14 protein-coding genes are annotated in these 12,348 nt (G+C 71.5%); 4 read left to right on the top strand and 10 right to left on the bottom strand.

Annotated features, from left to right (window positions below):
- Positions 1-154 precede the first annotated feature (154 nt).
- Both ASE76_RS03795 and ASE76_RS03790 read left to right on the top strand, forming a co-directional pair.
- Positions 155-1,930 carry a chorismate-binding protein gene (locus tag ASE76_RS03795; RefSeq protein WP_055834825.1) on the top strand — a complete coding sequence of 592 codons (1,776 nt, stop codon included), beginning with the start codon at positions 155-157 and terminating at the stop codon, positions 1,928-1,930.
- Positions 1,931-2,025: 95 nt separating this feature from the next.
- A complete protein-coding gene (locus ASE76_RS03790; RefSeq protein WP_082447881.1) occupies positions 2,026-2,580 on the top strand; it encodes a DUF427 domain-containing protein in 555 nt (184 codons plus the stop codon).
- Positions 2,581-2,629: 49 nt separating this feature from the next.
- On the opposite strand, the gene ASE76_RS03785 is transcribed toward ASE76_RS03790, so the two are convergent.
- The 8 genes from ASE76_RS03785 to ASE76_RS03750 all read right to left on the bottom strand — a co-directional run bounded on the left by ASE76_RS03785 (position 2,630) and on the right by ASE76_RS03750 (position 8,778).
- Positions 2,630-2,998 (bottom strand): 5-carboxymethyl-2-hydroxymuconate Delta-isomerase, encoded by a 369-nt coding sequence (locus tag ASE76_RS03785; RefSeq protein WP_055834821.1) that lies wholly within the window; start codon positions 2,996-2,998, stop codon positions 2,630-2,632.
- A 57-nt stretch (positions 2,999-3,055) separates the two neighbouring features.
- A complete protein-coding gene (locus ASE76_RS03780) occupies positions 3,056-3,430 on the bottom strand; it encodes a 6-carboxytetrahydropterin synthase (RefSeq protein ID WP_055834818.1) in 375 nt (124 codons plus the stop codon).
- 70 nt (positions 3,431-3,500) lie between these two features.
- Positions 3,501-4,139: a 7-carboxy-7-deazaguanine synthase gene (gene queE, locus ASE76_RS03775; RefSeq protein WP_055834816.1), complete on the bottom strand. Its 639-nt coding sequence runs from the start codon at positions 4,137-4,139 to the stop codon at positions 3,501-3,503.
- A complete protein-coding gene (bioF, locus tag ASE76_RS03770) occupies positions 4,136-5,413 on the bottom strand; it encodes an 8-amino-7-oxononanoate synthase (RefSeq protein ID WP_055835632.1) in 1,278 nt (425 codons plus the stop codon). The genes queE and bioF overlap by 4 nt, the downstream gene beginning before the upstream one ends.
- Positions 5,410-6,132 (bottom strand): dethiobiotin synthase, encoded by a 723-nt coding sequence (bioD, locus tag ASE76_RS03765; protein WP_055834813.1) that lies wholly within the window; start codon positions 6,130-6,132, stop codon positions 5,410-5,412. The genes bioF and bioD overlap by 4 nt, the downstream gene beginning before the upstream one ends.
- Positions 6,129-7,454 carry an adenosylmethionine--8-amino-7-oxononanoate transaminase gene (gene bioA, locus ASE76_RS03760; protein WP_055834810.1) on the bottom strand — a complete coding sequence of 442 codons (1,326 nt, stop codon included), beginning with the start codon at positions 7,452-7,454 and terminating at the stop codon, positions 6,129-6,131. Before bioA ends, bioD begins: the two co-directional genes overlap by 4 nt.
- A gap of 173 nt (positions 7,455-7,627) precedes the next feature.
- Positions 7,628-8,449 carry a ScpA family protein gene (locus ASE76_RS03755; protein WP_082447996.1) on the bottom strand — a complete coding sequence of 274 codons (822 nt, stop codon included), beginning with the start codon at positions 8,447-8,449 and terminating at the stop codon, positions 7,628-7,630.
- Positions 8,450-8,565: 116 nt separating this feature from the next.
- Positions 8,566-8,778: a DUF3460 family protein gene (locus ASE76_RS03750; protein WP_055834807.1), complete on the bottom strand. Its 213-nt coding sequence runs from the start codon at positions 8,776-8,778 to the stop codon at positions 8,566-8,568.
- Between the two features lie 160 nt (positions 8,779-8,938).
- Here ASE76_RS03750 and ASE76_RS03745 point away from each other — a divergent pair, with 160 nt between their 5' ends.
- Complete coding sequence (locus ASE76_RS03745; RefSeq protein WP_055834803.1) at positions 8,939-9,451, top strand: hypothetical protein; 513 nt, start codon at positions 8,939-8,941, stop codon at positions 9,449-9,451.
- Between the two features lie 119 nt (positions 9,452-9,570).
- A complete protein-coding gene (locus ASE76_RS03740; protein ID WP_055834800.1) occupies positions 9,571-9,819 on the top strand; it encodes a GlsB/YeaQ/YmgE family stress response membrane protein in 249 nt (82 codons plus the stop codon).
- 123 nt (positions 9,820-9,942) lie between these two features.
- On the opposite strand, the gene ASE76_RS03735 is transcribed toward ASE76_RS03740, so the two are convergent.
- Positions 9,943-10,158 (bottom strand): hypothetical protein, encoded by a 216-nt coding sequence (locus ASE76_RS03735; RefSeq protein ID WP_055835627.1) that lies wholly within the window; start codon positions 10,156-10,158, stop codon positions 9,943-9,945.
- 5 nt (positions 10,159-10,163) lie between these two features.
- Positions 10,164-12,284 carry a methionine--tRNA ligase gene (gene metG / locus ASE76_RS03730; RefSeq protein WP_055834798.1) on the bottom strand — a complete coding sequence of 707 codons (2,121 nt, stop codon included), beginning with the start codon at positions 12,282-12,284 and terminating at the stop codon, positions 10,164-10,166.
- Positions 12,285-12,348 lie beyond the last annotated feature (64 nt).

Genomic DNA, 12,348 nt, shown 5'->3' with positions numbered 1-12,348 from the left:
GAGCGCCGGCACCCGAAACGGCGCGCAATGTAGCACGCCACCGCCGCGGGCCGGCCGGATGGCGCTATCCTCCGCCGCCTCGACGCGCTGCATGCGTTTGCTACATTATTCATAGCTGGTGGTCGGCGCTGCATGCCGGCTGCGGCACTATTCGATGCTCAATTCCCGGATCGACTTCTCCGACCCTCGCAGCCGCACCGCGCCGCGGCTGCGCCACGCCTTCGGCCCGCCCCGCCGGACGCTGGTGGCCCGCTCGTTCGACGAAGTGCGCGCCGTGCTCGACGCGGCGGAGGCCGCGGCCCGTGCGGGCGCCTGGTGCCTGGGCGCCGTGCGCTACGAGGCTGCGGGCGCGTTCGACGCCGCCCTCGTCACCCACCCGGCCGACGGGCCGCTGGCCTGGTTCGGCGTGTTCGACGGCCCGCTGCCGTGGCCGGACGATGCGGCCACCCTCGCCGCCGGCGCGCCCACGGTCGACTGGCACGCCCCGCCCGACCGCCGGGTCTTCGACACCGCACTGGCGCAGCTCCACGCGTCCATCGCCGCTGGCGAGTTCTACCAGGTCAACTACACCGCGCAGCGGGCCGGCCGGCTGGCCGGGGAGGGCGGCCCGGCCGCGGCGCATGCGCTCTTCGCCGCGCTGCAGCGGGCCCAGCCGGGCGGCTATGCCGCCTGCATCGACTCCGGCGAGGAGCAGATCCTGTCGGTCTCTCCGGAGCTGTTCTTCGACTGGCGCGGTGACCGCCTGCTGGCGCGGCCGATGAAGGGCACCGCGCCGCGCGGCGCCACGCCGGAAGCGGACGCGGCCCGGGCCGCCGCGCTGCGGGCCTCGCCGAAGGAGCGGGCCGAGAACGTGATGGTGGTGGACCTGCTGCGCAACGACATGTCCCGCATCGCCGAGCCGCACAGCGTGCGGGTGCCGTCGCTGTTCCACACCGAACCGCTGCCGGCGGTCTGGCAGATGACCTCCGACGTCGAGGCCCGCACCCGCGCCGGCACCACGCTGGCCGAGGTCTTCGGCGCGCTGTTCCCCTGCGGATCGATCACCGGGGCGCCCAAGGTGCGGGCGATGCGGGCGATCCGCGCGCTGGAGCCGGCACCGCGCGGCGTGTACTGCGGCGCGGTGGGCGTGGTGCGGCCCGATGCCGACGGCGGCGGCATCGCGGCCACCTTCAACGTGCCGATCCGCACGGTCACGCTGCGCGGGCGCTCGGCAGCCAGCGGCGTGGGCAGCGGCATCACCTTCGGCTCGCAGGCGCAGGCCGAGTGGGACGAGTGGCGCCACAAGGGCGCCTTCCTGGTCCGGGCCAGCGCACCGTTCGATCTGCTCGAGACGCTGGCGCTCGACGGCGGCCTGCTGCGGCACCGGGACGAGCACCTGGCGCGGCTGGAAAGTAGCGCCGCGCATTTCGGGCACGCATGGGATGCCGGCCGCATCGGCGCCTGCCTGGACGCGCTGGCCGCGGCGCATCCGCAAGGCCTGTGGCGGGCGCGGCTGCTGCTCGACAGCGCCGGCACCCCGCGCGCCGAGGCCTGGGCGATGGAGCCCACCGCCGGGCCGGTGCAGCTGCGGCTGGCCGACCGGCCGCTGGAAGAGGCGCACGGCGAGTTCGTGCGCCACAAGACGACCCGGCGCGCGCACTACGACGCCTTCGCACCGACGGAGGCGGGCGTGTTCGACACGCTGCTGTGGAACGCCGAGGGCGAGATCACCGAATGCACCCGCGGCAACATCGCCGCGCTGCTGCCGGACGGCCGCTGGGTCACGCCGGCCCTGGGTTGCGGGCTGTTGCCGGGCGTGGGGCGTGCGCTCGCCCTGCGGGACGGCCAGGTCCAGGAGGCGGTGCTGCGGCGCGACGCGGTGCCGCAGGTGCGGGCCTGGGCTTTTCTCAACAGCCTGCGGGGGTGGGTGGAGGCGTCGCTGCCGGCGTGAAGGGGTCGCGGTTGCGGCGGACAGGTGCAGTGCACGGGCCGTCGCAAGTCCCGGCAGGTCGGTGACATCGGCCCGGTAGGTATGCTCCCGGCACCATGAACGACGATTCCGATGGGCTCGAGAGCGCCCGCGCGCAGTGGCTTTGGCGGGGCAGGGAGCGGCCCCCGTTCGCCGACGTGCCTGCCCCGGGTCAGGTCTCGGTGTGGGATTTTCCCCGGCCGCCGGAGCTGGTGCGCGAAGAGCGGGAGATCGTCGTGCGCTGGGGTGGCACCGAGGTGGCGCGCACCCGCGCTGCCTGGGCGGTGCGCGAAACGAGCCACCCGCCCACCTTCTACCTGCCGATGGCCGACGTCCGGCCCGGGCTGTTGGAACCGGCCGGCGACGGATCGTTCTGCGAATGGAAAGGGCCCGCGCACTACTGGAACATGGTGGAGGGCGCACGCCGGTTGGACCGGGTCGCCTGGAGCTATCCGCATCCCCTGGCGGGTGCCGAACCGCTCGCCGGCTGTGTGGCCTTCTATGCCCACGACCTCGACTGTCGCGTGGGCGGATCGAGGGCCCGTCCCCAGGCGGGCGGCTTCTACGGCGGCTGGATCACCCCCGACTTGGCCGGACCTTTCAAGGGCGCGCCGGGCAGCGGCGGCTGGTAGCCCGCCGGAGCCAGTGTCCTGGGCGGCCTGGGCGACCCGGGCGGCATCCTCAGGCCTGCGGCAGTTTTTCCTTGACGTAGGAATCGCGGTCCATGTCGACGACCTCGACGCTCAGCTGCACCAGCATGCCGGCCGGGCGCGGGGTGCGGGCGCGCAGGACGACGGCGACGCGCTCGGTGAGGGACTTCTTGGCCTCGGGGGTGCGGCCGGCCAGCAGGCGCAGCTGGACATGCACGAACCCGCGCACCCCGCCGGCGGTGCCGATCTGGACCGCGTCGAGGGCGATGGCACGGGATTTCAGGTCCGACTCGGCCTGGACTTCGCCGCTCTCGAACAGGGTCTGGTTGATCGCCAGCAGCGTGTCGCCGACCGGGAAGCCGTCGAGGTTGCGGGTGTATTCGAGGGTCAGGTGGGGCATGCAGGTCTCCGGGGTGGGTGGGAAAGGGTGGGTCGCAGCAGCTTCTCTCGCACCTTCTCAGGCGCCGGGCGACAGGTCGAGTGTGCAGGCATCGCCCATCGCGTCGCGCCAGACCCGCACCTGGCTCGGTGCGGGCTGCAGATCGGACAGTGCGCGGGCGATGAACAGGCACAGATTCTCCAGCGTCGGCGTGCCCAGGCCGGGCACCTCGTCGAGCAGGTGGTGGTCGAGCCGTTCGCGCATCTCCTGCAGCCGGGCCCGCAGGTGGCCCAGGTCGATCACCATGCCGGTGGCGGGATCGCGCGGGCCGCGCACCGCCACCTCGGCATGGTAGGTATGGCCGTGGATGCGGCGGCTGCCGGCGGCTTCGATCTCGCGCTGCAGGGTGTGGGCGGCGTCGAAGAAGAAGCGCTGGTGGACGGTGAACTGCATGGTGGCGAGGGCGCGGCGTGTGCGGAGACCAGAACGTGACGAAGGCGGAAGCGGAAGCGGAAGCGGATTTTCAGCGAATCCCGGTGAGCTTGTGCGTCTGCAGGCTCAGGCGCCAGGCGGGCCGCGCCAGGCAGGTGGCGATGCAGCGCTCGATGTTGGCGGCCTGGTCGGGGCCGTCCATCGGCTGCAGGAAGCGGTGCCGGAAATCGGTCTGCGATTCCAGCATGGCCAGGTCGAAGCCCGGCTGCGGCCAGACCAGCTTCAACTCCTGGCCGCTCCGCTGCACCCAGGGCGCGCCGGCCTTGGGGCTGATGCAGAGCCAGTCGATGCCCTCGGGCGCGGCCAGGGTGCCGTTGCTCTCGACCGCGATGCGGAAGTCCTGGGCATGCAGCGCATCGACCAGGGCTGCATCGACCTGCAGCAGGGGCTCGCCGCCGGTCAGCACCACCAGCCGGTGGCCGCGGTCGTGCGCCGGCCAGAGGGCGGCGATCTGCGCGGCCAGGGCCTCGGCGGTGGCGAACCTGCCGCCCAGCGTACCGTCGGTGCCGACGAAGTCGGTGTCGCAGAACCGGCAGACGGCGGTGTCGCGGTCCTGCTCGCGGCCGCTCCAGAGGTTGCAGCCGGCGAAGCGGCAGAACACCGCCGGCGTGCCGGCCTGGCCGCCCTCGCCCTGCAGGGTGTAGAAGATTTCCTTGACGGCGTAGCTCATGCGGGGCTTTCGATCGGGGGCGGCACGCGGTGCGGTGCCGGTGCGGGGTGGGGCGTTGCGGAGGGGGCGGGTGCGAGCGCGGCGAGGGCCTGCAGCAGCCGGTCGACGTCGGCCTCGGTGTGTGCGGCCGACAGCGCGATGCGCAGCCGCGCGGTGCCTTCGGGCACGGTGGGCGGGCGGATCGCCGGCACCCACAGGCCGCGCCGGCGCAGGCCCTCCATCGCGGCCAGGGCTTCGTCGTTGGCGCCGATCACGACTGCCTGCACCGGGGTGCGCGATGCGCCCAGTTGCCATCCGGTGCCATGCAGCAGCGGCGCGAGGCCGCTGCGCAGCCGTTGCACCAGGCGGGCGAGGTGGGTGCGCCGCTCTTCCTCGGCTTCGATCAGCGCCAGGCTCGCCTGCAGCGCGCGGGCCAGCAGCGGCGGCGCGGCGGTGGCGAAGAGGTAGCTGCGGGTCTTCTGCAGCAGCCATTCGACCAGCGCGTCGTCGCCCGCCACGAAGGCGCCGGACACGCCCGCCGCCTTGCCCAGCGTGGCCATGTAGAGCACGCGGCGCGAGGCCCGTGCGCCGGTCAGGCCCGCCTCGGCCAACGCGCCGCGGCCTTGCGGGCCGAGCACCCCGAAGCCGTGCGCGTCGTCGAGCAGCAGCAGCGCGTCGTGGCGCTCGCACAGCGCGAGCAGCGCACGGATGTCGGCCACGTCGCCGTCCATGCTGAACACCGCGTCGGTGACGACCAGCTTGCGCCGCGCGGGGCTGGCGGCCAGCGCCGCGTCGAGCGCGCCCAGGTCGGCATGCGGATAGCGGTGGATACGGGCGCGCGACAGCCGGGCGCCGTCGATCAGGCAGGCGTGGTTGAGCGCATCGGAGAACAGCGCGTCGCCGTCGCCCACCAGCGCCGGCACGATGCCGATGTTGGCGGCGTAGCCGGCGTAGAAGTACAGCGCGCGCGGCAGGCCGACGAAGCGGGCCAGGTCGCCCTCGAGCGCCGCGTTGGCCGCGCTGTGGCCGCTGACCATCGGCGAGCCGCCGGCGCCCACGCCGAGGCTGCGGGCGCCTTCGCAGGCGGCCGCGACCAGCGCCGGATGGCCGGCCAAGCCCAGGTAGTCGTTGCTGCAGAAGCCGAGCATCGGCACACCGTCGACCACCAGGTGCGCGCCGCCGGCGGGCACCACGGTGCGGCGGATGCGGCGCAGGTGGGCCGCGTCCAGCGCGTCGAGGCGCGCGGGAAACTCGTCGAGCCAGGAGGAGACGCCGGAAGATGGCGCGGCGGTCATGCGGTCCATGCGGCGGGCAGGTCGAAGCGCAGGGCGCGGGCGTCGGGCGCGGCCTGGTGGGGAATGTCGGCCAGCAGCGAGGCGCCCAGGCGCTGCGCGAGCCAGCGCAGGTTGTCCTCCGGCGCCAGCATCCGCGGATCGATCCGGTTGGCGATCCAGCCGGCCAGCGGCAGGCCGCGTGCCCGGACCGCGTCGGCGGTGAGCGCGGCGTGGCTCAGGCAGCCCAGCCGCAGGCCCACCACCAGCACCACCGGCAGGCCCAGCGCTTCGGCCAGGTCGGCCCCGGTCTCGGTATCGGACAGCGGCACGTGGAAGCCGCCCGCACCCTCGACCACCACCGCGTCGGCCCGCGCCGCCAGCGCCCGGTAGCTGCGCACGATGTGGGCGATGTCGATCCGCGTGCCGGCACGCACCGCGGCGATGTGGGGCGAGAGCGGATCGGGCAGCAGCACCGGGTTGTCGAGCGCGGCCGGCACGGCCAGGGTGGAGGCGGCGCGCAGGGCCAGCACGTCGTCGTTGGCCAGCGTGCCGCCGTGCAGTTCGGCGCCGGCGGCGATCGGCTTCATGCCGACGACGCGGTCGTGGTGCCGCGACAGCGCATGCAGCAGGCCGGCCGAGGCCAGCGTCTTGCCGACGCCGGTGTCGGTTCCGGTGACGAAGCAGGCGAACTTCGGCTGCGGCGCGGCCGCGGAAGGGTGGGTCGATGATGGGTCGGTCATGGTGCGGTCTCCTCGGCGAGGGTGGCTTCCAGCGCGGCGAAGGCCGCATCGCCCAGGTGCTGCACCGCCTCGTCGTCCAGCACATAGGGCGGCATCGCGTAGAGCGTGGTGCCGATCGGCCGCAGCACCAGGCCGCGCGCCATCGCATGGCGGTGGTAGCGGCGGGAGAAGTCGGGCAGGGTGGTCTGCAGGTCCCATGCCCAGACCATGCCGAGCCGGCGGGCGTACCGCACGCGGGGGTGCCGGGTGATCGGTGCGCAGGCGGCGTCGATGCGCTGCGCCAGCGCCGGGTTGTGCGCCAGCGGATCGAGCCGGTCGAACAGCTCCAGCGTGGCCAGGGCCGCGCGGCAGGCCAGCGGATTGCCGGTGTAGGAGTGCGAGTGCAGGAAGCCGCGGGCGATGTCGTCGTCGTAGAAGGCGGCGTACACCGCGTCGGTGGTCAGCACCGCCGACAGCGGCAGCGTGCCGCCGGTCAGGCCCTTCGACAGGCAGACGAAGTCGGGCCGGATGCCCGCCTGCTGGTGCGCGAACATCGTGCCGGTGCGGCCGAAGCCGGTGGCGATCTCGTCGACCACCAGGTGCACCCGGTAGCGGTCGCACAGCGCGCGGGCCTGGCGCAGGTATTCGGCGTCGTGCATCGCCATGCCGGCGGCGCACTGCACCAGCGGCTCGACGATCAGGGCGGCGGTGGTGGCGTGGTGCTCGGCCAGCCACTGCGCCAGCGCATCGGCCGCACGGCGGGCCACGTCGGCCGCGCTTTCGCCGGGCTGGGCGCCGCGCGCGTCGGGGCTGGGCACGGTGGCGGCCAGGCGCACCAGGGGCGCGTAGGCCTCGCGGAACAGGGCGATGTCGGTGACGGCCAGCGCACCCACCGTCTCGCCGTGGTAGCCGCCGGCCAGGCCGACGAAGCGGCTCTTGGCGGCCTGGCCGGCGTTGCGCCAGTAGTGGGCGCTCATCTTCAGCGCGATCTCGGTGGCGGTGGCGCCGTCGCTGCCGTAGAAGGCATGCCCCAGGCCGGTGAGCGTGCCCAGGCGTTCCGACAGTTCCACCACCGGCGCATGGGTGAAGCCCGCCAGCATCACATGGTCGAGCCGCGCCAACTGGTCGGCCAGCGCCGCCCGGATGTGCGGATGGCCGTGGCCGAACAGGTTGACCCACCAGGAGCTGATGCCGTCCAGGTAGCGCCGCCCGTCGGTGCCGTGCAGCCAGGGCCCCTGCGCCCGGTCGATCGCCACCGGCGGATCGGCCTCGTGCCGCTTCATCTGGGTGCACGGATGCCAGACGCTGGCGAGGCTGCGGGCTGCGAGGGTGTCAGGGGTCATCGGTCGAAGTGGTCAGGCGACGTTGTGGGCGAAACAAGGGGTGCGCAAGGCACGCGCCCTGCAATCGACACGGTATTCCCAGGGGCACCGCGGATCCGGCTCTGCCGGTCCACCGGTGCCGCCCCCGGAAGGGGGTGGGCGAAGACGCGCAGCGCGCAGCCTGGGGGTGAGCGTCAGCCTTTGAAAGCCAGGCGCACATAGATCGGCGCGAATGCCTCGGCCTGGGTGATCTCCACCAGGGTTTCCTTGGCCAGCTCCAGCAATGCGATGAAGGTCACCACCAGCACGGTCGAGCCTTTCTCGGGCTGGAACAGTTCCTCGAACTCCACGAAGCGCCGGCCCTGCAGGGTCTTGAGCACCATGCTCATGTACTCGCGCACGCTCAGTTCCTCGCGGGTGATCCTGTGGTGCTGGACCAGCTTGGCGCGGCGCAGGATGTCGCGCCAGGCCGATTGCAGGTCGCCCACGTCCACGTCCGGGAAGCGCGTCTGCAGGCTCTGCTCGATATGCACCTGGGCCTTCAGGAAATCGCGTCCGGCCTGCGGCAGGGCGTTGAGCGCGGCGGCGGCCAGCTTGGTCTGCTCGTACTCCAGCAGGCGGCGGACCAGCTCGGCGCGCGGGTCCTCGGGCTCCTGGCCCTCGACCGCCTTCTTGGGCGGCAGCAGCATCCGCGACTTGATCTCGATCAGCATCGCGGCCATCAGCAGGTACTCGGCGGCCAGTTCCAGGTTGCGGGTACGCACCTCGTCGACGTAGCTCAGGTACTGCCGGGTGAGGCCGGCCATCGGGATGTCGAGGATGTTGAAGTTCTGCTTGCGGATCAGGTAGAGCAGCAGGTCCAGCGGGCCTTCGAAGGCTTCGAGGAAAACTTCCAGCGCATCGGGCGGGATGTACAGGTCGGTCGGCAGCGCGAACAGCGGCTCGCCGTAGAGCCGGGCCAGCGCCACCTGGTCGATCACCTCGGGCGACAGGCCGCCCGCCGGGCCCAGGCCCATGCCCGCCTGCGGGGCGTCTTCGGGGGGCACGGCCCGCGTTGTCGCCTGCATGCTGGTTTGCTATGGAAACGATAGCTGTTGGTCGGCGTGGGACGCCGACCACGGCCACTTTTTCTTTAGAACTTGCTGGCGTCCGTCTGGTAGACGTAGGGCTTCTGCGCGATGTCGCCGGCGTCGTAGTCCTGCCTGGCGTCGCGGTCGACCTTCTTGTCCCACAACAGGGCGCGGCCGGCGCGCTGGCCCTCTTCGATCGCCGGATTGTCTTCCTTCAGCTGGTTGATGAACTGGGTGGCGTCGGAGGTGTAGTGCGCGCGGTTGAAGAAGGACATGGTGGGACGCTCGGCAGAAGGGGAGGGGCCGGCCGGCGACAGGGCCGGCGGGCGGGGCCGGCAGGGGCCGGACGGGTATTTTACCGGTGGCCGCCGCTGCCGCATGATGGAGGGGCGGCCACCTGCGCGCCGCCGCCTTCCTTTTGCCCCCAGGACACCCATGCACGCCTTCTTCCGATGGACCACCCGCGCCGCCACCGCCTGCCTGCTGCTGGCCACCCTCGCGGGCTGCGACCCGCAGCGCATCGAATCGCTGGAAGAGGGCGTAGCGACCGAGGCCGACGTGCGCCGCGCCTTCGGCGAGCCCGAGCGGATCTGGCCCGAGGCCGACGGTGCCCGCACCTTCGAATACAACCGCCAGCCGGCGGGCCTGCGCAACTACATGATCACCGTCGGCACCGACGGCAGGATGCGCGCCCTGCGCCAGGTGCTGACGCCGGCCAACTTCGCGCGGCTGCAGCCCGGCATGCCGGCCCTGGAGGTGCGCCGGCTGCTCGGCCGGCCGATGCAGGAGACGCCGTTTTCCCGCACCGCCGAGACGGTGTGGGAGTGGCGCTACCTGGCGCCGCCCAACACGTCGATGGTGTTCAGCGCCACCTTCGGCGCCGACGGTCGGCTGCTGCGCACCGGCAGCCAGGTCGATCCGCAGTCGGAGGCGCAGCGCGCAGGCTAGTTGCCCTGGGGGTTGCAGCCGGTTTCGCTTACACCGGGTCACACGCCTGCCAACGGCCCTCCCTATAACCGCTGCATCGGCAATGTCTGCCGGCCATTCGAAAACCAGGGAAAAGCACCATGTCCATCATCGGAACCATTCTTGTCGGCCTGATCGTCGGTCTTCTCGCACGGGCCATCAAGCCCGGCAGGGACGCCATGGGCTGGATCATGACGATCATCCTGGGTATCGCCGGCTCGTTCCTGGCGGGTTATGTCGGCCAGTCCATGGGCTGGTACGCGGTGGGCGAGCCGGCCGGCTGGATCGCCTCGATCGTCGGCGCCATCGTGCTGCTGGTGCTCTACAACCTGGTGACCCGCAGGAAGTAAGCACTCCCCCAGGCTTGCCCACTGCGTGTGGCCGCCTACCCCCTCGCCGGGGGCGACACTGGCAGACCGGCGGAGCCGGATCTGCGGTGTCCTGAGGCGCCGCCGTCGCTTCGCTGGGCGGATTCAGGGTGCGTTGCTGCCGGGCAGTACCGCGCTGACGGCGCCGCCGGCCAGTTTGACGGTGCCGACGGTGGCATCCACGGCTAGGCCTGCCGTCGTAGCGGCCACGCCCACGGCCGCACCTGCGACAGTCACGACCGTGCAGCCCGACAGGTTCGATCCGGCCGCCACGGCGACTGTCACCACCACCAGCTTCAGCAAATGCCGCGTGCCGCGCATGGCGCTCACCGCACCCGCATGCCGGGGGTGGCGCCCGGCCACGGCTCCAGCAGGTGGATGCCGGGGTGGGCCTTCTCGTCGCCGTGGCTGGCGGCCAGCACCATGCCTTCGCTGAGGCCGAACTTCATCTTGCGCGGCGCCAGGTTGGCGACCATCACCGTCAGCTTGCCGACCAGTTGCTCCGGCCGGTAGGCCGAGGCGATGCCGCTGAAGACGTTGCGGGTGGCGGGCTGGCCGTCGGCACCGGTCTCGCCGACGTCGAGGGTCAGCTGCAGCAGCTTCTTCGAGCCCTCCACCGCCTGGCAGGCGACGATCTTCGCGATGCGCAGGTCGATCTTCGCGAAGTCGTCGATCGTGATCGTCGGGGCGATCGGCTCGCCGCCCGGGTCCTGCGACGGGGGTGCTACGGTTTCGATAGCGTCTGGTCGGCTTTCCGCCTGGGCGGGCGCCTCGAACAGTGCCTCGAGCTGTTTGACATCGACCCGCTGCATCAGGTGCTGGTAGGCGCCGATGGCGTGGCCGGCGCCCAGCAGTGTGTGGGCGTCTGCGGACGAGAGCGGTGGCACGTTCAAGAACGCCTCGACCTGGGCGGCCAGCGCCGGCAGCACCGGCTTCAGGTACAGCGCCAGCAGGCGGAAGGCCTCGATGCAGGTGGTGCAGACGTCCTGCAGCCGCAGTTCCTGGCCCTCCTGCTTCGCCAGTTCCCAGGGCTTGTTGGCGTCGACGTATTCGTTGACCCGGTCGGCCAGCAGCATCGTCTCGCGCACCGCACGGGCGGTGTCGCGCTTGTCGTAGGCGTCGAAGACCGTGTCGGCCTGCTGGCGCAGCGTGCAGAGCAGCACCTCGCCGTCGTGGCTCACCGCGCCCAGCCGGCCGTCGAAGCGCTTGGCGACGAAGCCCGCCGCCCGCGACGCGATGTTGATGAACTTGCCCACCAGGTCGCTGTTGACCCGGGCCATGAAGTCGGCGGGGTTGAAGTCGATGTCCTCGTTGCGGCCGTTGAGCTTGGCGGCCAGGTAGTAGCGCAGCCACTCGGGATTCATGCCCAGCGACAGGTACTTGAGCGGGTCCAGGCCGGTGCCCCGGCTCTTGCTCATCTTCTCGCCGTTGTTGACGGTCAGGAAGCCGTGCACGCAGACCTTGTCGGGCGTCTTGCGGCCGCTGAACTTGAGCATCGCCGGCCAGAACAGGGTGTGGAAGGTGACGATGTCCTTGCCGATGAAGTGCACCTGCTCCAGCGCCGGGTCGGCCATGTAGGCGTCGTAGTCCTCGCCGCGTTTTTCCAGCAGGTTCTTGAGCGAGGCCAGGTAGCCGACCGGTGCGTCCAGCCACACGTAGAAGTACTTGCCCGGCGCATCCGGTATCTCGATGCCGAAGTAGGGCGCGTCGCGGCTGATGTCCCAGTCGCCCAGGCCCTCGCTGGTGCTGCCGTCGGGGTTGGTCCGCACGGTGAACCATTCCTTGACCTTGTTGGCCACCTCGGGCTGCACATGGACGCCGTTCTGCGTCCATTGCTCCAGGAACGCGACGCAGCGCGGGTCCGACAGCTTGAAGAAGAAGTGCTCCGAGCTCTTGAGCACCGGCTGCGCGCCGGACAGCGCCGAGTAGGGCGCGATCAGGTCGGTCGGCGCATAAACGGTGCCGCAGACCTCGCAGTTGTCGCCGTACTGGTCCTTGGCGTGGCATTTCGGGCATTCGCCCTTGATGTACCGGTCGGGCAGGAACATGTTCTTTTCGGGGTCGAAGAACTGCTCGATGGTGCGGGTCTCGATCAGGCCGGCGGCTTTCAGGTCGCGGTAGATGTCCTGCGCCAGCTGGTGGTTCTCGGGCGCGTCGGTGCTGTGCCAGTTGTCGAAGGCGATGTGGAAGCCGTCGAGGTAGGGCTTGCGGCCGGCGGCGATGTCGGCCACGAACTGCTGCGGCGTCTTGCCCGCCTTTTCCGCCGCGATCATGATCGGCGCGCCGTGGGCGTCGTCGGCCCCGACGAAGTTCACCTGCGCACCCTGCATCCGCTGGAACCGCACCCAGGTATCAGCCTGGATGTACTCCATGATGTGGCCGATGTGGAAGTTGCCGTTGGCGTACGGCAGGGCGGTGGTGACGAAGAGTTTGCGTGGAGACGGCATCGGGGATCGGCTTTCGAGGGAAGGCGCGCCGCAGGTGGGCGGGCCTGCGATTTTAGGATGCCGG

This window comes from Xylophilus sp. Leaf220 (assembly GCF_001421705.1).
Lineage (GTDB): Bacteria > Pseudomonadota > Gammaproteobacteria > Burkholderiales > Burkholderiaceae_C > Xylophilus.
The sequence above is the reverse complement of the archived record's forward strand: the minus strand, read 5'-3'. Positions and strand labels throughout refer to the sequence as shown.

Excerpts from the sequence above, each read along its gene's own strand:
- ASE76_RS03795 (WP_055834825.1), top strand. The coding sequence starts at position 155 with ATGCTCAATTCCCGGATCGACTTCTCCGACCCTCGCAGCCGCACCGCG.
- ASE76_RS03790 (WP_082447881.1), top strand. The coding sequence starts at position 2,026 with ATGAACGACGATTCCGATGGGCTCGAGAGCGCCCGCGCGCAGTGGCTT.
- ASE76_RS03785 (WP_055834821.1), bottom strand. The coding sequence starts at position 2,998 with ATGCCCCACCTGACCCTCGAATACACCCGCAACCTCGACGGCTTCCCG.
- ASE76_RS03780 (WP_055834818.1), bottom strand. The coding sequence starts at position 3,430 with ATGCAGTTCACCGTCCACCAGCGCTTCTTCTTCGACGCCGCCCACACC.
- queE (WP_055834816.1), bottom strand. The coding sequence starts at position 4,139 with ATGAGCTACGCCGTCAAGGAAATCTTCTACACCCTGCAGGGCGAGGGC.
- bioF (WP_055835632.1), bottom strand. The coding sequence starts at position 5,413 with ATGACCGCCGCGCCATCTTCCGGCGTCTCCTCCTGGCTCGACGAGTTT.
- bioD (WP_055834813.1), bottom strand. The coding sequence starts at position 6,132 with ATGACCGACCCATCATCGACCCACCCTTCCGCGGCCGCGCCGCAGCCG.
- bioA (WP_055834810.1), bottom strand. The coding sequence starts at position 7,454 with ATGACCCCTGACACCCTCGCAGCCCGCAGCCTCGCCAGCGTCTGGCAT.
- ASE76_RS03755 (WP_082447996.1), bottom strand. The coding sequence starts at position 8,449 with ATGGGCCTGGGCCCGGCGGGCGGCCTGTCGCCCGAGGTGATCGACCAG.
- ASE76_RS03750 (WP_055834807.1), bottom strand. The coding sequence starts at position 8,778 with ATGTCCTTCTTCAACCGCGCGCACTACACCTCCGACGCCACCCAGTTC.
- ASE76_RS03745 (WP_055834803.1), top strand. The coding sequence starts at position 8,939 with ATGCACGCCTTCTTCCGATGGACCACCCGCGCCGCCACCGCCTGCCTG.
- ASE76_RS03740 (WP_055834800.1), top strand. The coding sequence starts at position 9,571 with ATGTCCATCATCGGAACCATTCTTGTCGGCCTGATCGTCGGTCTTCTC.
- ASE76_RS03735 (WP_055835627.1), bottom strand. The coding sequence starts at position 10,158 with ATGCGCGGCACGCGGCATTTGCTGAAGCTGGTGGTGGTGACAGTCGCC.
- metG (WP_055834798.1), bottom strand. The coding sequence starts at position 12,284 with ATGCCGTCTCCACGCAAACTCTTCGTCACCACCGCCCTGCCGTACGCC.